Here is a 20,092-nt window from a genome sequence, read left to right as displayed (position 1 = left end):
CGGCCACCCTCACTTGACGAGGTTACGTTCGAGATTTTCCGGCCAGGCCGCCTTCGGATCAAGCCGGACATAGGCCATGCCGGGCAGGCCGGTTTTGACATATTGAATGTATTTCTGCAGCAGTTCCTGCGGGATCTGCGCCCGCACCCGGAAGGTCAGCTTCTGGCGCTCTTCCTCGGTCTCGACCGTTTTCGGGGTGAACTGCGCGACATCGGCCACGAAGGAAACCTTGGCCGGAATGGTGTATTGCGGCGCGGCATCGAGGATGAGGCGCACGTCGGACCCCATCGATGTGCGGCCGGCCTCGGCCGTCGGCAGGAAGAACGTCATGTAGACGTCGCCGAGATCGACGAGATTGAGAACGCGGCCACCGGCGGAAAGCACCTCTCCGGGCTGGGCGATGCGATATTGCACGCGGCCGTCGCGCGGCGATTTCAGCGTCGCATCGGTGATGTCAGTCTCGATGCTCTCAATATCCGCCTGTGCGGCATCAACCGCCGCTTCCGCGTCGACGATCTGCGCCCTGGCGGCGTTGATGGCGGCATCCGAGGCGGCAAGCGAGGCCTCAGCCGAGGCAAGCGTGGCGCGGGCGGATAGCTCGGCCGCTTCGCTGTCGTCGACAATCTGCTGCGACACCGCGTTGCCGGTCAGCAGCTGTTTCGAACGTGCATTGGTCTTGGAGGCGGAATCGAGCTGCGCCTTGCGCTGTTCCACCACGGCCAGAGCCGATGTTTTCTCCGCCTCCCGCTGGGCAACGAGGCTGTTTGCGGTATCGATCGCTATTTTAGCGCGGCGAAGCTGTGCTTCCGCCTGGCGCTTCTTGGCTTCCAGCTGGGCCGTGTCCATCTGCGCCAGCACCTGCCCGGCCTTCACGAAGTCGCCTTCGCGCACCATGATATCCTGAAGACGGCCCGCTGTTTTCGTGGAAATATCGATCTCCACCGCCTCGATCCGGCCGTTACTGGCCACGAACCCGGCGGGAAGCCCCTCCCCCGTCAGCTTCGACCAGAAGAAATAGGCGGCAACGGCAACAGCCAGAACCACCAGACCAATGAGCAAGCCTTTTTTAGACATCCGTCTTCCCCATGAACCCTTCAGGTTTCAACCGTAATACGTAAAAACCGAAGAAGCCAGCCACCATCGCGTTCAGAATTCGCACCCGGCATTTCTTCTGTTTGAGGAAATGGGCCGGGTCATGCGGCTGTTTAAGTGAGGGTGCGCTTCGTGGCTTTGACACAAGTCAAGTGCATGAGAGGTTTCGAGCAAGGGCCTAAACCGGTTGACGATGGCAGGCAGCAGCGACTGCAAAGCCATATGAAGCTGCCTCGTTTGGCAAGGCCGCATCATCCGCACTCGTCACCCCGGACTTGATCCGGGGTCCAGGCGATCAAGTCCTTGATCGCACGAGACTCTCTACTCACGGCGCAGACGCCGTGGCTGGATGCCGGATCAAGTCCGGCATGACGGAGGAGAGGGCCTGCACCTTTAATAGTCAAAGGCCGCAGGTTGAAACCTGCAGCCTCGTATTTGCTGTAGCGACCGCGCGTTACACCGCCCGCGCCCGCTTCACCTCCACCTGCGTCCACTCCGGCAACCAGTCGCGGTGCGCGACGAGGAGATCGTCCACCAGCGACCAGATCTGGTCGAGGTCGAGTTCCGCCGCCGTATGCGGGTCCATCATCGCCGCGTGGAAGATATGCTCGCGGTTTTCGGTCATCAGCGCCCGCACCGTCAGTTCCTGCACATTGATGTTGGTGCGCATCAGGGCGGTGAGCTGCGGCGGCAACTCGCCGATATAGGTAGGCTGCACGCCGTTATGATCGACAAGGCACGGCACTTCCGCCGCACAATTGGCCGGCAGCGAGGTGATGCAGCCATTGTTGCGCTGGTTGCCGTAAATCACCGAAGATTCGCCGGTCCAGACCGAGTTGATGATTGAAGAGGCATATTCCTTTGATTGCTTGACCTCGATCTTCTCGGCCGAACGATAGGCTGCGGCCTGCCCCTTCCAGCGCTCGATCTGCTCGATGCAGCGCTTGGGATATTCATCGAGCGGGATGCCAAACTTCTCAATCAAATCCTCGCGCCCTTCCTTGATGAAATAGGGCGTATATTCGGCGAAATGCTCGGAACTTTCGGTGACGAAATAACCGAGCCGCGTCAGCATCTCGTAACGCACCTTGTTGGGGCAACGCGGGTTCCAGCCGGGCTTCGGTGCCCGGCCTTCACGGTAGGCGCGCACGAGGTCGGGATAAAGGTTCTTGTAGCTGCCATCGGCCTGACGGTGCTCGAATTCGAGGAAAAACGCCATGTGGTTGATGCCCGCAGAACGGTAGCGGATTTCCTCATAGGGAATATCGAGATCGTGGGCGAGTTCCATGGCCGTGCCCTGCACGGAATGGCAAAGGCCAACCTGCCGGATCGTCGGATATTTCTCCGCAATCGCCCAGGTGTTGATTGCCATGGGGTTCACATATTGGAGCATGATGGCGTTGGGGCAGACGGCCAGCATGTCCTCGCAGATCTTCCACAGATGCGGCACGGTGCGCAGGCCGCGCATGATGCCGCCGACGCCGAGCGTATCGGCGATGGTCTGGCGCAGGCCATATTTGCGCGGCACCTCGAAATCGGTGACCGTGCAGGGCTCATAACCGCCGATCTGGAAGGCGACGACAACGAAATCGGCACCGGCAAGTGCCTTCTTCTGGTCCGTATAGGTCTCTGCCTTCGCCTTTGCGCCAAGCGTCGAAATCAGCTTGTTGACGACGATGGCGCTTTCTTCCAGCCTTTCACGGTTGATGTCCATCAGCGCAATGGTGGCGCCCGAAAGGGCCGGACGCTGCAGCACGTCGCCGATGATGTTCTTCATGAACACGGTGGAACCTGCGCCGATAAATGTGATCTTGGGATCTCTTGCCATTTCTACCTCCGGCATTTGGCATTCAAGCGATTTCGAAGGCGGCCCGGACGAGCCGCTGGGTATATTCGGTTTTCGGATTGGTCAGCACGTCCTCGACGGGCCCCTGCTCGACGATCCTGCCGCGCTGCATGACGATGACGCGGTGGCAGAGCGCGCGGACCACTTTCAGGTCGTGCGAGATGAACAGGTAGCTCAGGCCCCGCTCATCCTGCAGCTTGCGGAGCAGGTCGATGATCTGCGCCTGCACGGAAAGATCGAGCGCCGAGGTCGGCTCATCGAGCAGGATGAATTCCGGCTCCAGCGCCACGGCGCGGGCAATGGCGATGCGCTGGCGCTGGCCGCCGGAAAATTCATGCGGGAAACGCGAGAGGATATTGCCGGGCATGCCCGCCGCCTCCAGCGCGTCGCGCACCCGGTCCAGCCTTTCGGCCCTGGTCCGGCCAAGGCCGTTGATGACAAGCCCTTCCTCGATGATCTGGCCGATGGTCATGCGTGGATTGAGCGAGGCGAAGGGATCCTGAAAGACGATCTGCATGCGCGAACGCAAAGGCCGCATTTGCGCGCGGGAGCGGCCATCGACCCTCTCCCCGTCAAAGATCACCTCCCCGGCCACCGGCTCGTTCAGCCGCAGCAGAGATTGGCCGAATGTCGTCTTGCCGGAACCGGATTCACCAACGAGCCCAAGCGTCTCGTGACGATTGAGGGTGAGGCCCAGACTGTCGACGGCGATCAGCTCCTTCAGCTCCGGTTTGAACAGGCCGCCGTAACGCATCATGAAAGAGACCCGCACGCCATTCGCCGTCAGCAGCACGCCGGAATTTTCCGGCAGCGGTTTCGCCGTGCCATGTGGTTCGGAAGCAAGCAGCTTTTTCGTATAGGGGTGCTGCGGCGCTGCAAACAGCTTTTCCGTGGTGTTGTGCTCGCGCATCTCGCCATGCTGCATGACATAGACGTAATCGGAAAACTGCTTCACGATCGTCAGGTCATGGGTGATGAGAACCACGGCCATGCCGCGCTTCTTCTGAAGGTCGCGGATGAGGTTGAGGATCTGCGCCTGTACCGTCACATCGAGCGCGGTGGTTGGCTCATCGGCAATCAGCACATCCGGATCGTTGGAAAGCGCCATGGCGATCATCACACGCTGCCGCTGGCCGCCGGACAGCTGATGCGGATATTGCTTCAGCCGCGCTTCCGGCTCCGGTATCTGCACCTGCCGCAGAAGATCAAGCGCCCTCGCCTCGGCCTCTTTCCGGCTCAGTTTCGAATGAACGCGGATCGCCTCGACGATCTGGCTGCCGATCGTATAGATCGGGTTCAGCGAACTCATCGGTTCCTGAAAGATCATCGAGATGCGGTTGCCGCGCAGCGCCCGCCGCTGGCGGCTGGAAAACTTCAGAATGTCGTCGCCGTTGAAACGCACGGTCGCAGATTTCGAAACGGACGCCCGCTTCGTCAAAAGCCCCATGATGGTGCGGGCCGTGACGGATTTTCCCGAACCGGATTCGCCAACGATGGCAATCGTCTCGCCCCGGTAAAGCTGGAAGGAGATGTCCTTCACCGCTTCCACCGTGCCGTGCTCCACCTTGAAGGTCACGGCAATGTTGCGCGCATCGATGATGGCGTCGTCGTTTCGGTCATCGGCATCGAAGCGGATGGCGGGCGCGTAAGTGTTATTTTGTGCAGCAGCAACCATATTACGCTCCTCTCAATAGGGATCGACGGCATCGCGCAGGCCATCGCCCAGCGCGTTGAAGGCGAAGACTGTGACCAGCACGAAACCGACCGGTGCGAGAATCCAGGGATAGGAACCGATGACGGAATAGGTCGCGGTATCCTGCAGCATCAGCCCCCAGGAGATGAGCGGCGGCTTGACCGCAAAGCCGAGGAAACCGAGGAAGGATTCGAGCAGCACGACGCTCGGAATATGCAGCGTCACGGCGACGATCACGTGGCTCATCACATTCGGCAAAATGTGCTGGAAGATGATGCGCCGGTCGGTCGCCCCGACGGCAATCGCCGCCCGCACATAATCGATACGCGCCAGCGCCAGCGTCTTGCCCCGCACCTCCCGCGACATCTGCGCCCAGCCGAGCGCCGACATGACGCCGACCACGAAGACAAGGAAAACGGTGGTCGGTGCGGTGACGGGAATGAGCGAGGTCAGCGCGAGATAGAGCGGCAATTGCGGGAAGGCCAGTACTACCTCCACGAAACGCTGCACCCAGGCATCCAGCGGCCCGCCGAAATATCCTGATATCAACCCGACGCTGGTGCCGATGACGGTGACGATGGCGACGACGCTCAAGGCAATGGCAAGCGAGATGCGCGAGCCATAGATGGCGCGCGACAGCACGTCGCGTCCGAACTTGTCAGTGCCGAGAAAATGCACCGGCTGGCCGTCCGTCGAGCCGAAGAAATGCCGGCTCATCGGGATGAGACCCAAAAGCCTGTATTCCGCACCTTTGACGAAAAAGCCGAGATAGACGGGATTGTCATAGTCGGGCCCGACGATGGGCTGGAAGGTGATCGGATCGAGTTCTTCGGTCTCGGCGATGGCGTAGACCCGAGGCGCGAGACTGATATTTCCATCCTTGTCGGTGAAACGAACCACCTGCGGCGGCGAGAAGCTGCCATGGGTTTCGAGCGGATTCATCGGCGCGAAGAAATCCGCGAAGATGGCAATGAGGATCAGCACGACCACCAGCACCAGTCCGATCATGCCGGTGAATGAGCGCCTCAGACGACGCCAGACAAGTGCGAGATAGCTCTCATTGCCATGGGCGGAGCGGTCGGGTTTTGCGGGGGCGGCGGTTTCGGTCTTCATCTCGTCAAACGCCATCATCTCAGGCCCTCCCGAATTCGCGGACGCGCGGGTCGAGCATGGCAAGCAGCATGTCGGCGATGATGTTGCCGACGACCAGGGTCGCAGCCAGCACCATCATGAAGGTTGCGGTGACATAGACATCGCCCACCGCCATGGAGCCGACAATGGCCGGGCCGACGGTCGGCAGCGCGAAGATGATCGCGGTTTCGATCTCGCCGCTCAGCATGTAGGGCAACACGACGCCCTGATACATGACGAGCGGGTGCACGGCGTTCGGAACGGCATGGCGCATGATGACCGCGCCCTCCGAAAGCCCCTTGGCGCGGGCCGTCTCGACATATTGCGCATTCAGCGTATCGAGCAGATTGCCGCGCATCACCCGCATATTATAGGCCAGCCCACCGAAGACGGCGATGGCGACCACCGGCCAGACGTGGCTGACAAGATCGACGAATTTGCCCCACGACCACGGCGCGCCGCCATATTGCGGCGAGAAGAAACTGCCGATCTCAGACACGTCGAAATGAAACACCATGAGATAGACGAGGATCAGCGCCATCAGGAAACGCGGGATCGTCATGCCGAGGAAGGCGATGGTCGACAGAAGATTGTCGACCCAGGAATATTGCCGTGTAGCCGCCCAAATGCCGAAGGCGATGCCGAGAACGGATGCAAAGATGTGGCAGACCAGCGCCAGCGCAATGGTGCGCGGCAGGCGTTCGCCAACCACATCGGCGACCGGCTTGTTGTAATAGAAGCTGTAACCGAAATCGCCACGGGTGACGATGCCGCCGATCCAGTTGAAATATTGAATGACGAGCGGCTTATCGAGGCCGTGTTCGACACGATAGGCCTGCGCCTGCGCTTCCGCCTGTTCGAAAGACGCGCCGCCCTGGTTCATCAGCTGCGAGCGGATGTAATCGGCATAATCGCCGGGCGGTGCCTGAATGATGGCGAAGGTTACCACGCTCAGGATCAACAGCACCGGAATGGCGGATGCTACACGTATCGTCAGAAATCTCAGCATCGAACGGTCTTCCTCGGTTTGGATTGGCCGTGTGTCTCCGGCCGCGCTTCACGCGCGACCGGTACCGGGTGTTCTCCGGGAGGAGTACTTCAAGATATTCGCATTTCCGGACGGGAAACCGGGGTCCAGTTTTACCGGAAATGCTTTAGTTGATCGGCCCGCCCTCACCCGGCTTGCCGGGAAGCTGCTGCGGGAAGAGTTCGTATTTGCCCTGCTTATCCGCTGCGACCCAAAGGCGTTCGCGAATGATGGAATCTTCGGCCCAGTTGAACATGAAGATCGGCGTGCCCTGCGGCACATTCGAGAACCGCTTGTTGACGATGAGCGCGCCGGGATATTCGGTGAGACCAATCGTATAGAGGTTCTGCGTGTAGACCTTCTGATATTGCTTCATCAGTTCCGCCCGCTCGGCATTGTCCTGCGAGGAGATGAACTTGCGAACGATGTCGGCCATCTCCTTCTCGAACGGCATCAGATCGAGTTCCTTGCCTTCGGGCGAGCGATGGTTCCAGCTGGTGCGCGGGCCGACAGGGGCAAGCTGCTCGGTATTCTGCACCACGGACGAAAGCTCGGTGGAATTGCGCCGCACCAGCCAGTCGAACTGCCCGCCATAATGGGCGGCATCACGCTGGTTGGAATCGAGGCTGTTGATGACGACGCGCAGGCCGAGTTTCGCCATCTGGCCAACCAGACCTTCCGCGAGGCTCTTGTCCGTCGCATAGCCATTATTGACGAGAAGGGTAATTTCGACATTGCGACCGCCCAGTGTTTCCTTCGGGAAATTCAGGAAACCATCGCCATCCGTGTCCTTCAGGCCAATCGAGGCAAGTACTGCCTTGGCGGCCTCGAGGTTGAAGGGGTAATAAACCGTGGAGGCGCGGTCATAAAAGCTGGTGCCGGACGAAATGCCGCCCGGGTAGATCGCCGTGAAAGGCCCCTTCACCAGCGAGTCGCCGACGGCCTTGCGGTCGATGGCCGATGTGACAGCCTGGCGGAACACCTCGTTTCGGTTCAGCTCGCGAATGGCCTGCCCGCGCTCATCCGGATTGCCCCAGCCATTGGCGGAAAAATTCATCTGCAGATTATAGCCGATGAGGCGCGGCCCGAAGGCAAGGCGCGCCGGCGCATTGGGATCGGCGGCACGTTTGAGCGAGGCGACGAAATTTTCCGGCTGTTCGAGGTTGGAAAAATCGCCCGACCCAGCCACGGCCTGCACATCACGGTCGGCCCAGGTGGAAAGCTTGTAATGGACCTCGTTGAGATAAGGCAGCTGCTGGCCCTTCTCATCGACCTTCCAGTAATAGGGATTGCGCCGTAGCACGATGATGTCATCTGGACGATAAGCGACCGGCACCCATGCCCCCATGACCGGCATGTTCATATATTCCGGCGGGAAAGCGTTCTTGAACTGATTGTAGGTGTTCTTGGAATATTTCGGATGCTGCGGTTTCAGAATATGCGACGGTCCGGGGCAGAAGCTCGGATAGGCCATGGTATAGAGATATTGCTTGGGAAAAGCCGCCTTGAAGGTCCACTCCACCGTATAATCATCAACCTTCGTGAGCGTCGTTCCCTCACCGAAAGCCTCGGGCGATGCGCCGCCGCCAAGCGGTGAAACATTGGGATCGACGACCGCATCTTCCCAGTAGAACATCACGTCATCGGCGTTGAAGGGCTCGCCATCCGACCATTTGGCGCCCTTGACGAGATGCATCGTCAGCTTGTGGCCATCCTCGGACCATTCCCAGCTTTTGGCCAGATTGGGTAGCGGTTCGGTATCCTTGGCATCCACCTGGAAGAGCGGTGCGGTGCGCGTCAGGCATTCGGAAAGGGCGATATCGATGCCGCCCCAGCCCTGGCTCTGGCCGGCAATATAGTTCCAGCCCTCGGGCCTGCCGCCCACCACATGGCGCATCGTATCGCCGTAAACGCCCATACCATCGGGCATATTGCCGGTCTTGTAGACCAGCGGTTCTTCCGGCAGGCGCTCTTTCAAGGGCGGCAGCTTGCCGGTCTTTTCGAATTTCTCGCTGACCCAGTCAGGCTCGCTGTAGTTTGGCAGCGCCTTGAATTCGAGGATCGAGTCGCGCGCCACGTAATTGATCTTGCCTTCGGCCGGAAATTGCGGCGGCTCCGGCGGCGTGGTGGTCTCGAAGGCATTCGCACTGAGTGCGATCATCGAAACACCGAGACCCAGTGCCGAGATGATACCGATCCTGCGTTGAAGTAACATCGTCATTCCTCCCAAATGGCAGCTCTTTGACCGCCCACCCTCTGTGATCGTTCTGGCCGTGGCGACGAACTCCCTTCCGCCGCCCGGCCTGTTCCCATGCCTTTTCCTTCAAACAGCCTTTTTCAGCGCCGATTTTTCGGCCCGCAGTTCTTCGATGGAACGCACATTGCGGCGGGCGGCACCGGCCCAGTCGCGGGTCTTGACGCTCGATTTCGCAAGCCGCTCCTTCGCCGCCGGTACGGCATCCGCATATTGCGGCAGCCAGCGCGCCTGCGCGACGACCATCTCATCCACCATCTGCCAGACCTCCTCCGGCGTGGCGACGGCGCCGACCAGCGGATCGTGCAGCACGGCTAGCTTCAGAAGATCGATATCGCCGCTGACCGCCGCATGGACAGACATGCGCTGCACATTGATGGACGCCATGCAGGTGGCTGCGCAGGCTTCCGGCAGCGTTATGCCCGAGACCATGTTGATGCCGAAACGGTCGACAAAACCGGGGGATTCGATAATGGCGTCCGCTGGCAGATTGCTGATGACGCCGTTGTTCTTGACGTTGAAATGGCCGCGATAGACACGCCCTGTCTCCAGCGCTTCCAGAATGTGGCTCGCATGTTCATTGGAGCGCTTCGCCGGGTCGATGGGCTTTGCCGCCGAGGCAAGAAACTGTGGAAACTCGGTTTCGAACCAGTTGCGCGTTTCGGTGGAGTGGCGGAGATAACCGCCGGTTTCGCCGTGAATCCAGTCGGACATGTCGATCCAGCGGGCGATTTCTTCCGGCCGCTTGCGATACCACGGCAGATATTCGGAAAGATGGCCGTTGCTTTCGGTCGAATAGACACCGAAGCGCTTCAGCACGTCGATGCGCAGCTTCTCCTGCTGCGAGAAAACCGGATGCGCCTCGAAGGCCGCGACCAGCTCTTCCTTGCCGATCTTGCGGCCGTTGAGTCTCAGATCGATGAACCATGTCTGGTGGTTGATGCCCGAGCAGATGTAATCCAGCTCGGACACGCTTTTCGCGCCGAGAATTTCGGCGATCTGTTCCGCGCCATGCTGCACGCCGTGGCAAAGACCGACCGTATCCACCTTGCCATATTCGATGGCCGCCCAGGTGTTCATGGCCATGGGGTTGGCATAGTTGAGGAATTTCGCACCCGGTGCGGCGACTTCGCGGATATCCTTGCAGAAATCCAGAATGACGGGAATGTTGCGCTGGCCATAGAGGATGCCGCCGGCGCAGATCGTATCGCCCACGCATTGGTCGATGCCGTATTTCAGCGGAATACGGATATCATCGGCATAGGCTTCGAGACCGCCGACCCGCACGCAGCTGATGATATATTTCGCACCCTCAAGCGCCCTGCGGCGATTGGTATCGGCTGTCACCTTCACCGGGAAACCATTGGCCTCGACGATCTTTTCGAGGATCGCCTTGATCATATCGAGATTGTGCTGGCTGATATCCGTCAGCGCGACTTCAATATCGCGAAACTCCGGAACGCACAGGAGATCGGTGAACAGTTTTTTCGTGAAACCGACGCTGCCTGCGCCAATAATAGCGATTTTGAAACTCATAACGCCACCTCTGTTGCAAATCGAACGGGTGAAACGGGCCGAAGGATCGTAAATATGGCACCACAGAAAAATACCCGTAAGAATCCCGGAAAACCGGCCTTACTCCCAATTTTTCAGCAGCAATATCCCGCTGGCTGTCTCCTCGGATCGGGATTATGCGTATAATAAGAGACAGGACCAGAGAAGGATTATGCTTTCATGGGTAATTTTGTGCTGCGTGATTTGATCGATCAGGGACCCGGCATGCGGACCGTCTCGCTGCCGCGCGGACGCCAGACCCTGCACACCATGCCCACCAGCAGCGGCTATGAAATCCGCCGCGGCGGCAACTATGATTGGGACGGGCGAAGGCGCGGCCAGACGCCGTTCACCGTGCTACAATATTGCATCGGCGGACAAGGCAATCTGCGCTACGAAAACCGGCATTATGTGGTGAAGCCGGGTGAAACCCTGCTGCTGCTCATCCCCCACAATCATCGCTATTGGCTCGAAGACGGCAAGGAATGGGAGTTCTTCTGGATTTCCATGAATGGCGAGGAGGCCCTGCGCATCCACCGCAACATCCTCTCCGTTACCGGCCCGATCCTGAAGCTTCAGCCGGAGACCGTCGATCATCTCGCTTATTGCTGCTCGCGCCTCGTCAACGGCGCGGAAACCCCGGGCGCGGCCTCGGCCGTCGCCTATGAGGCGGCGATGACGCTTTATGACGATGTCTTCGGCTCGCATCCCTCCTTCGGCGGCGAATATCGCACACTGCAGCAGGTGCTGAGCTACATCGACAGCCATCTCGGCGAGCGGCTTTCCGTCAGCGACCTTGCGGCCGTGGCCGGCCTCAGCCGCGCGCATTTTTCCCGCATCTTCACGGCAAGCGAAGGCCTGCCGCCGGCGGAATTCGTGCTGCAGCGGCGATTGCGGCGTGCAGCCAAGCTGCTGACCACCGCAGCCAATATTCCCATCAAGGAAGTGTCGGTGCTGTGCGGTTTCGAGGACCCGAACTATTTCTCAAAGGTCTTCCGCAGGCTTTATGGCACCAATCCGAGCGAATTCCGCACCACCGGCATGTATGCGAGCGTTCGGCAGGACGGATCCTGAGAAACAACTTGGTTTTGCCACGTTTCTGGAGATTAGGATGGAAGACACTACGCGCTTTTGGGAGATCGACCGAGGTGAAAGACAGAATCCGGATGATGCTTATCTTTCCGATTCGGGCACTCATCATTTTCGCCCTGATTCTGGATGGCATTTTCCGCCCGCTCTACCGGCCTGTCATCAGGGCCATCTCCGGCCTGACAGTCATCAAACGGCTGGAAAACAGGATCGGGCAGTTGCCGCGTCTGGCCATTCTTCTCACCCTTGCGGTGCCCTTCACCATTGCCGAACCCATGAAGGTCATCGGACTAATCCTTATTGCCCATGGCACCGTCAAAACGGGGGTGGTTCTGACGATCTTCGCCCATCTAGCCACCTTCCTGATCGTTGAACGGATTTATCACGCCGGTCGGGAGAAGCTTCTCACCTATGTCTGGCTCGCCTGGATCATGCGGTATGTGCGTTTCGCACGTTCAATTTACGATCGCCTTAAGCTTGCGGCATTGAACTGGGTCAGGCTGCGGGTGCTCGCGCAGCAAAGGTGAAGAGGCATCCGTCACGATTTGCGACGCAACCTCTTCAGGAGAAACTCCGCAAGGACGGTTGACTGCAGCGACACGAGAATGATGGCGATACCCAGCACCACACGGACTTCGGGCACCTCGTCGAACAGGAAATATCCGACAGCCGTCACGAACAGGATCGACAGGTAGCCGACCGGCGCCAGGACACTGGCATCGGCAATGCGATAGGCCCGCAGGAAGCAATATTGACCGAGCTGCGCCAGCAACCCGATGGCCAGCAGCGGAGCCCAGTCGAACGGCGCAACCGGCGTCCAGGTCCAGATTGCGGGAAAGGCAGTGATGACGGCCAGTCCCACGGTATAGAACACCATCATGACAGTGGTATTCTCCTGCCGCAGCGCCCGTGTCTGGATCACCGCCAGCGCCCCGAACACCACCGAGACGAGGACGACAAGCACGCCCGCATTGAAAGCCGCGCCGCCCGGTCCGATAACGACCAGAACGCCGACAAATGCAAGGCAGGCCCCGGCCCAGCGATATCGGCTCACCCGCTCACCAAGAAAGGCGACGGCCATGGCCATCGTCACCAGGGGGCGCGAAAAACCGATGGCATTGACGGTTGCAAGCGGCAGCAGGGTGATGGCGATGAAGTTGCTGGTGAGCGCAATGGCGTTGCAGCAGATGCGGAAAAGGTTGCGCCAGGGATATTTGACGCGCACCATTTCCATCCTGTGCCGCCAGATAAGCGGCAGGATGAAAATCAGGCCGATCATCGCCCGGATGAAGACAAGCTGGAAGGCCGGATAGGTAACGCCCTGCGCCTTGACGAGTGCGGTCATCCCCCCTGACACGAGGGCCATATCCATAAGCAGCCAGCCTATGCCCGCGCGGGGATCGTTCTCGCGCGGGTTCTCCTGTTTTTCACTCTGGTCGTTGCCATTCACGCGGGTTGCACGAGGTTCGCCATGAGGCGGAACGCCCCCGGCACCAGCTTGTCCATCTGATGGTGAAGGACGAGGCTGATATGGGTGTGCCGGCCCTTGCCGATGACGCCCGAGACGAGAGCGCCCTTGAGCGGCTGTTCATCGACGTCATGCATGGCAAGCAATGGCTCGTAGATATCGTCCCAGCGCGATGCGAAATAAAGCCCGCGTTCCTTGTCCCAACCGGCCCAGTCGGCGGCATCGATCACATTGGGGCCGACAAGCAGTGGATGATCGGGCGCCAGAACCGTCACCTCCGCCCTCGGGTCGGTTACCCGCCAGCGCAGGGACGGTTTGCCGATTTCAAGCCGCCTGACCGGTGTCGTTTCCGGGTTCCACCCGTCGGTCGGTCGGTGGTAAAGCGTCACAAGATGACCGCCCTCTTCGACGAAACGGTGAAGTTTCTCCGTTGCCGCGGCCAGATCCCTGCGGATGCCGAAGGCGAAGATGCCGACAACGATCGTCGTGAAGGATGACAGGTCGCGGCCAAGCGCCTCGGCATCCAGTTCGGTGACATCGAGACCCATGCGTGAAAGCCATGAGCCGACCCGGTCGGCACCGCCGCCGACATAACCGACGCGCGCATTTTGCGGCAGCTTGAGGTCCAGCGACAGGATCTTCAGGGCGGAAGGCGCCAGAAACCGTGCCCGGCCAATATGCGGATAGGCGATGGGCGTGATCTGGAAAGCCGGTTGCGAACCGGAAAATGGTTCGATCTGTGCAAGTCCCGCCGCGCCCGCGCCCGTGCGTTCCGCAAGCCAGCCGCTTTCAGACCTGCGCACGCTCCAGCCGCCAGCGTCCTGGAAAGTGATCGGGCTATCTGCACCTTTCACATGGGCCTGCAACATCAGGCTATTTTGGTCCTGTCCAAGCGGAACGAGAAATGCATCCTGCGAAAGCGTGAGAGACTGGGCGGGAGTGACGAAAAACGGCTCCTCGAGATCGAAGGGCGCCGAAACCTCTCTGCCGTCCACCTTCGCCGTCACGCGCACATAAGCATGGCCATTGCCGCCGGCCGCCTTCCAGTCTGGCTGATAAAGGCCGGAAACAGCCGCATCGGGAGCGGCAGTGAGCGATAGCACCGTCGTCTGGCCAAGCGATTGAACCGATGAGGAAACGCCTGCGGGAAGAATGGGCTTGACCTCGACGCCGAATTTGGCCGCCCGGTCTGTCAGCTCCACATGAAGCGACGATGCGCCGCCCGCCACGATTTCGGCGGGTTCCGCATAGGCGCGCTCGAAAAGATCGAGCGTCGTCAGGATGGCAGCATCGACCTGCGCACGTTTGCGCGCGATCCGGTGGCCATGCAATTCCTGAAACTCCCGGGCTGCGGCCTCGTCTACCTTTTGCAAAAGGGTAGCCGCCCTCAGAAGGGACGCCGTGATCCGTTGCGTTTCGGGAAAGGCTGCGATTGCGTCAGTGATCGCCTGTTCGGCCTCGATCAGCGCCTTTGCCAGTTCGTCCTCGAGACCCGGAAAAGCCGCAAGATCGGTAAGCGAAGACGGCAGCCTGTCGAGGATTGAGCTTTCAGCGCCACCCGCAAAGCCGGACAGTTCGAGATGCAGCGGCCAGACTTCCTGCGCCCGCTTCGGCCAGTGCCCCATTCCCTGTGACGCGTGATAATAACGCGACCATTCACCGATACGGTCATATTGCGCACCGGTGGCCGCTTCGTTGCCCGCCGCATTGATCGTCAGCGTCGTCTCGGGTGGAGGCACCTCGTCATCATAGGTGTCGCCGCCGCCGGACCATGCGGGAAGGTAGAATTTGGCCACCTTCCACGGTTTCAGCCCCTCGGAGAAATGTTCGGGATAGGCGGCTGGATCGGCAGCCATCGCGATTGCGCTTCTTGCCGCGCGCGTCATGGCACGGTGATGCCCGTGCTGTCCCGGCACATCGAGAAATGTCGGGATGACGATATCCGGCCGCTCCTTGCGATAGGCGCGCACCAGCCGCTCCACAATGCGCTGCTGCCCCCATCGGCCGAAAGTCTGGTCGCCATCCTTGGAAAAACCGAAGTCGTGGATGATATCCGCCGGGCCATGGCCGAGCCAGCTTACATCCGCATCGATGACTCGGGCGGCCTCCTCCAGCTCGCGCGAACGGATGACACCGAGGGCGCCCAGCCGTTCCGGCCCCAATGCGTTCTGCCCGCCTTCTCCGCGCGTCGAGCAGGCGATGATGATCCGCATGCCCAGTTCCATGCGGAAATAGGCAAGAAGTCCGTTCTGCTCGTCGTCCGGATGCGCACCGGTATGCATGAGGGTGACCGTGGATTTCAGCGCGCTCAGCTTGCGGTGCAGGCGAACGAGCCATGGGTCGGCCATCTGCCGTTCGATACGTTCCCGGGGGTTAAGCATGCGCGGTCTCCTCCAATATTCAGCCCGGCGCCTGCGCTGCGGCACCCGGGGACGTCTCCAGTTTCGGTGTAACGATGTCGAACAGCGGCAAGGCGGCAGCACCGAGCGCCGCCGTCAATTGTCCGGACTTGCCGTGCATGACGCGCGGCAACTCCCTTTGCCGCCGGCTTGCGACCGAGGTGGGCAGATGCCCCATCCGCGCAATGATCTCGCTGATGATGACCTCGGGCAGTGCACCGCCGAGAATAACCGTCTGCGGATCGAGAATATTCTCGAGCATCGCAACCATTGGCGCCAGATGGATGGCAGCCTCGTCGATCCACTCCAGCACCACGGGATTACCCGCCTTGAACAGGGCTTCGAGATCGTCGAGCTCCGTATCCGCGACACCGTCGCAGACGAGTTTTTCCTTGAGCACGTAAACGGAAGCATAGGCCTCCAGGCAACCTCTTTGCCCGCAGGAGGGACAAGGCCTTCCCTTCGGCGAGACGGTGACGTGACCGATTTCACCGGCATTGCCGAATGCGCCGCGATAGGGCGAGCCCTCCTGCATGATGCCGAGGCCGATACCGACGCCGAAATAGATCATGCAGAAATTCGGGATCGCCAGCCCCGCGCCGAACAGCCGTTCGCCGACAGCAGCGGCCGTCGCGTCGTTTTCCACCACCACCGGCTGGCCGCAGGCATCGCTCAGCATCTGCCGGGCATCAATGCCGCCCCAGCCTGAAAGGGTTGTCGGGCCAACGGACGTCATGCCATCGATCTCGAACGGGCCGGGCATGACGACGCCGGTGCCGAGCAGCCTGCAACCGAGATTTTTCGCAACCGCGGCATGCTCGGCCGCGAAGGTCTTGAATATGGCTTCCGGCGTGGTGTCCCTGAGGGGCGTGATACGCTGGGTGCGCAACATGCCGGCAAGGTCGAGGCCGACGGTGACCATATGGTCGGCGGCGATTTCCACGCCAATCGTTGCACCGCCGTCCGGATTGACGGCGAACTGGATTGGCGGTTGCCCCCTGCCGCTGCGGCGGCGGCCAAGCTCCTTCAGCAACGCCTCGCCCACAAGCTCATCGACAATATTGGCCACCGCCTGTGGCGTCAGATGCGTTATCTTGGCAATCTGGGCACGGCCCAGCGACCCGTGCCGCCGGACGATGTCGAGGACGACTCGCCGATTATGCTCGCGGCTCCGCTCAGGATTTTTTCCGATTGCTACGGGATAATCGTCCACCGTGTGCACCGTCATCTCTTCAACTTCCCGTCCGTTAGAAAATTCATAGCGTCGAAATGACAATAAGCGCAATATAATAATTCAAGTAAATTATCTTATTGACAAATGCCCGCCTTCAGAGAACCGTAGAGAGCGACCGGGGGTCAGGTTTGCATGGGGCGGAATTGATGAAATCCCGCTTCCGGCAAATCGATGAGCACGCGCGAAAGCGCGGATAAAGGGAACGATCGCTCCGCATCCGGAAGACCGGACGGAGGAAATGGAGGCTTACATGCGCAGGGCAACTTTGTTCGCCGGCTTGGTTGCCGGTTTCAGTACATTTGCATTCAACGCCGCGCAGGCGGTTGAAATCGAATATTGGCAATATGTCTTCGACACACGCGTCAAGGCCATGGATGAGCTGATCGCGGAGTTTCAGAAGGCCAATCCCGACATCACCGTCAAGCAGGTGACCTTCCCTTACGCCGACTATCAGACGCGCGTCATTGCCGCCAACATGTCCGGCAAGGGCCCTGATGTCATGCAGCTGTTTTACGGCTGGCTGGACAAATTTGCAGCCGGCGGCATCCTGCAGCCCCTGCCGACCGATGCTTTCCCGCATGACAAGATCGAGAGCGATTTCTTCCCGATCGTCAGCGCCATGAAACGTGGCGACGATTATTACGGCCTGCCGACGGCGGTGCGTTCGCTCGCCCTTTTCTACAACAAGAAGCTCTTCACGGAGGCCGGCCTTGACGCCGCCAATCCGCCGAAGACGCTGGACGAATTTGTTGCCGCGGCCGAAAAGATCGCCAAGCACGATGCTGCCGGAAACCTCACCGTTGCCGGCTCCACCCTTGATATGGGCGGCCAGGACCACCAATGGTGGCGCGAGGTTCTCATCCGCCAGTATGGCGGCGAGCCCTATACCGACAATGACCAGAAAGTCACCTATGACAGCGAAGCGGGCGTTCAGGCCCTGAAATTCTATACGAGCCTGCAGCTTGAAAAGAAGATCGGCCAGGTGGGCTTCATGGATGAAGGCCAGGCCGCCTTCCGCGCCGGCAAGGCGGGCATGACCATCGACGGCACGTTCCGTCTGGGATCCTTCAGAACCATCAAGGATTTCGAGTGGGGCGTGACCGAGCTTCCCACCAATGACAAGAATATCCGCTCCAACTATGCCAGCTATTTCGCAAACGGCATCAGCGCCAAGACGAGCGGCGAAGAACTGGAAGCCTCCAAGAAGTTCCTGGCTTACATCTCGTCACCGGAAGCCATGGCGATCTGGCTGAAGACCGTCGGCGAGCTGCCGGCGCGGCGGGCGGCGGCACTGACCGAAGAGAACCTGAAGGACCCGGTCTATGCGCCGTTCCTGAAGGGCCTCGAATACGCCCATACGACCCTGTTCAAGGACGAAGCCGCCCAGCGGCAGAATGCCATCGACATGACGAACCGGATCCTGCTCGAAGGCCAGTCCGTCGAGGATTCCGTCAAGCAGGCTGCCGGCGCCGAGCAGGAAATCATCGACGCGGCGAAACCTTAAAACCGCAGGTCCAGACATGACAGCGATCGATCAACAGGGGGCGGCATCCGGCCGCCCCGGCGGCTCCATTGGAGATCGCCTTTCCATGCGCACAAAACGGCTTTTGTGGATCTGGAGCTTTCTGGCGATCCCGATCCTGTTTTACAGCGTCATCCGCTTTTACCCGACGCTGCAGGCCTTCTGGCTGTCCTTCACCAACTGGGACCTGCTGCGGCCGGCAAAATTCATCGGCATCGCCAACTACGCCAAGCTGTTCAAGGACCCGCAGTTCTGGAAGGTCTTCAGGAACACCTTCACCTATCTGATCATCGGAACGCCGATCAGCCTCGTTCTGGCTTTCGTCATCGCCTTTTATCTTGACCGGGTGCGCATCCTGCACGGCTTCATCCGCGCGCTCTATTTCCTGCCCTATCTGACCACCGCAGCGGCCATGGCCTGGGTCTGGCGCTGGTTTTACCAACCGCCGCCGATCGGCATCATCAACGATGTCTTCGGCCTTCTCGGTATTCCGCAGCAGCCTTTCATACGCTCCACCGATCAGGCGCTCTATTCGATCATGGTGACGGCCATCTGGGCAGGTCTCGGTTTCCAGATCATCATTTTCATGGCCGGCCTGCGCGCCATTCCGACGACCTTCTACGAAGCTGCCCGCATCGACGGGCTCGGTGAATGGGCAATCCTCAGAAAGATCACACTTCCGCTTCTGAAACCCACCACCGTTTTCCTCGTCGTGTTTTCCTCGATCGGCTTCCTGCGCATTTTCGACCAGGTCTACAACATGACCACCAATGATCCGGGCGGACCGCTCGGCTCAACGAAACCACTGGTGCTGATGATCTACCAGACCGCGTTCAACTCCTATGCCATGGGTTATGCGGCAGCGCAGACGGTTGTCCTTTTCACCATTCTTCTCGTCGTATCGCTGATCCAGCTCTGGGTCCTGAGGGAAAAGAAATGAGCGAAGCGCCGCCACTCTCCCACGCCCGCATCCGCCCCGGCCGCATCATCGCCTGGACCATATTGTTTATCGGCGGCCTCATCATGGTCTCGCCGCTGCTCTTCATGTTCTCGACATCGTTCAAGACGGCGGACCAGGTCTATGACCTCAGGCTCATTCCGGCTGCCCCGACGATCGCGAATTACATCACCGTCATGGCCGACGGCCGTTTCCTGCGCTGGTTCTTCAACTCGATGCTGGTTGCGGTCATCGTCACCGTGTCCAACTGCTTCTTCGACAGTCTGGTCGGTTATACGCTGGCGAAATTCGAGTTTCGTGGCCGATACTTCATCTTCCTCGCGATCCTGTCCACGCTGATGATACCGACAGAAATGCTCGTCATTCCCTGGTATCTGATGTCCAGCCAGCTGGGCTGGCTCGACAGCTACTGGGGCATCATGTTTCCGGGCATGATGACGGCTTTCGGCACCTTCCTGATGAAGCAGTTCTTCGAAACGGTTCCGAACGACTTCATCGAGGCCGCGCGCGTCGACGGGCTCAACGAGTTCCAGATCTGGTGGAAAGTCGCCCTGCCACTGGTGACGCCGGCGCTCTCCGCACTCGCGATATTCACCTTCCTCGGCAACTGGACGGCATTTTTCTGGCCTCTGATCGTCACGACAAGCAAGGAACTTTATACGCTGCCGGTCGGCCTCTCGAGCTTTGCCGTGGAACAGCAGATCCAATGGGAAATGATCATGACGGGCGCAGCCATTGCGACCATCCCCACCCTCATCGTCTTCATCGTCCTGCAACGCTACATCGTTCGCGGTGTGATGCTGGCGGGTCTGAAAGGATAATACC

Annotated in this window: 15 protein-coding genes; 5 read left to right on the top strand and 10 right to left on the bottom strand. The window is 59.9% G+C overall.

The features are described from left to right. Positions 1–9: 9 nt before the first annotated feature. The 7 genes from AC1ROR_RS17245 to AC1ROR_RS17215 all read right to left on the bottom strand — a co-directional run bounded on the left by AC1ROR_RS17245 (position 10) and on the right by AC1ROR_RS17215 (position 10,579). A complete protein-coding gene (locus tag AC1ROR_RS17245; RefSeq protein ID WP_498590166.1) occupies positions 10–1,074 on the bottom strand; it encodes an HlyD family secretion protein in 1,065 nt (354 codons plus the stop codon). Between the two features lie 472 nt (positions 1,075–1,546). Beyond that, positions 1,547–2,920 (bottom strand): alpha-glucosidase/alpha-galactosidase, encoded by a 1,374-nt coding sequence (locus AC1ROR_RS17240; RefSeq protein WP_080840097.1) that lies wholly within the window; start codon positions 2,918–2,920, stop codon positions 1,547–1,549. 22 nt (positions 2,921–2,942) lie between these two features. Then, positions 2,943–4,613, bottom strand: coding sequence for an ABC transporter ATP-binding protein (locus AC1ROR_RS17235; RefSeq protein WP_080840095.1), 1,671 nt, complete (start codon positions 4,611–4,613; stop codon positions 2,943–2,945). A 12-nt stretch (positions 4,614–4,625) separates the two neighbouring features. Beyond that, positions 4,626–5,762, bottom strand: a complete 1,137-nt coding sequence (locus tag AC1ROR_RS17230; RefSeq protein WP_080840093.1) for an ABC transporter permease — start codon at positions 5,760–5,762, stop codon at positions 4,626–4,628. Between the two features lies 1 nt (position 5,763). Beyond that, positions 5,764–6,771 carry an ABC transporter permease gene (locus AC1ROR_RS17225; RefSeq protein ID WP_080840091.1) on the bottom strand — a complete coding sequence of 336 codons (1,008 nt, stop codon included), beginning with the start codon at positions 6,769–6,771 and terminating at the stop codon, positions 5,764–5,766. A gap of 145 nt (positions 6,772–6,916) precedes the next feature. Beyond that, positions 6,917–9,004, bottom strand: coding sequence for an ABC transporter substrate-binding protein (locus tag AC1ROR_RS17220; RefSeq protein WP_498590165.1), 2,088 nt, complete (start codon positions 9,002–9,004; stop codon positions 6,917–6,919). A gap of 108 nt (positions 9,005–9,112) precedes the next feature. Next, complete coding sequence (locus AC1ROR_RS17215; protein WP_142841946.1) at positions 9,113–10,579, bottom strand: alpha-glucosidase/alpha-galactosidase; 1,467 nt, start codon at positions 10,577–10,579, stop codon at positions 9,113–9,115. A 198-nt stretch (positions 10,580–10,777) separates the two neighbouring features. Between AC1ROR_RS17215 and AC1ROR_RS17210 the strand changes: the two genes are divergently transcribed. Both AC1ROR_RS17210 and AC1ROR_RS17205 read left to right on the top strand, forming a co-directional pair. Next, a complete protein-coding gene (locus AC1ROR_RS17210) occupies positions 10,778–11,671 on the top strand; it encodes an AraC family transcriptional regulator (RefSeq protein WP_142174541.1) in 894 nt (297 codons plus the stop codon). Between the two features lie 92 nt (positions 11,672–11,763). Next, on the top strand, positions 11,764–12,213 hold the full coding sequence (locus tag AC1ROR_RS17205; RefSeq protein WP_498590273.1) for a hypothetical protein: 450 nt from the start codon (positions 11,764–11,766) through the stop codon (positions 12,211–12,213). An 11-nt stretch (positions 12,214–12,224) separates the two neighbouring features. On the opposite strand, the gene AC1ROR_RS17200 is transcribed toward AC1ROR_RS17205, so the two are convergent. The 3 genes from AC1ROR_RS17200 to AC1ROR_RS17190 are packed head-to-tail and all read right to left on the bottom strand — an operon-like array spanning position 12,225 to position 16,781. After that, positions 12,225–13,136: a DMT family transporter gene (locus AC1ROR_RS17200; protein ID WP_498590164.1), complete on the bottom strand. Its 912-nt coding sequence runs from the start codon at positions 13,134–13,136 to the stop codon at positions 12,225–12,227. Continuing rightward, positions 13,133–15,535: a PIG-L family deacetylase gene (locus AC1ROR_RS17195; protein ID WP_498590163.1), complete on the bottom strand. Its 2,403-nt coding sequence runs from the start codon at positions 15,533–15,535 to the stop codon at positions 13,133–13,135. Before AC1ROR_RS17195 ends, AC1ROR_RS17200 begins: the two co-directional genes overlap by 4 nt. A gap of 19 nt (positions 15,536–15,554) precedes the next feature. Beyond that, a complete protein-coding gene (locus tag AC1ROR_RS17190) occupies positions 15,555–16,781 on the bottom strand; it encodes an ROK family transcriptional regulator (protein ID WP_498590162.1) in 1,227 nt (408 codons plus the stop codon). Between the two features lie 244 nt (positions 16,782–17,025). On the opposite strand from AC1ROR_RS17190, the gene AC1ROR_RS17185 reads away from it, so the two are divergent. Genes AC1ROR_RS17185 through AC1ROR_RS17175 form a run of 3 tightly spaced genes read left to right on the top strand, consistent with a single transcriptional unit; the run spans position 17,026 to position 20,088 of the window. Then, complete coding sequence (locus AC1ROR_RS17185) at positions 17,026–18,291, top strand: sugar ABC transporter substrate-binding protein (protein WP_498590161.1); 1,266 nt, start codon at positions 17,026–17,028, stop codon at positions 18,289–18,291. 16 nt (positions 18,292–18,307) lie between these two features. Beyond that, positions 18,308–19,249, top strand: coding sequence for a carbohydrate ABC transporter permease (locus tag AC1ROR_RS17180; protein WP_035224876.1), 942 nt, complete (start codon positions 18,308–18,310; stop codon positions 19,247–19,249). After that, the gene (locus AC1ROR_RS17175) at positions 19,246–20,088 is read left to right on the top strand and encodes a carbohydrate ABC transporter permease (RefSeq protein WP_035224874.1); all 843 of its coding nucleotides are present in this window, start codon (positions 19,246–19,248) and stop codon (positions 20,086–20,088) included. Before AC1ROR_RS17180 ends, AC1ROR_RS17175 begins: the two co-directional genes overlap by 4 nt. Positions 20,089–20,092 lie beyond the last annotated feature (4 nt).

Source organism: Agrobacterium sp. GW821-FHT14E08, from assembly GCF_058803865.1.
The sequence above is the reverse complement of the archived record's forward strand: the minus strand, read 5'-3'. Positions and strand labels throughout refer to the sequence as shown.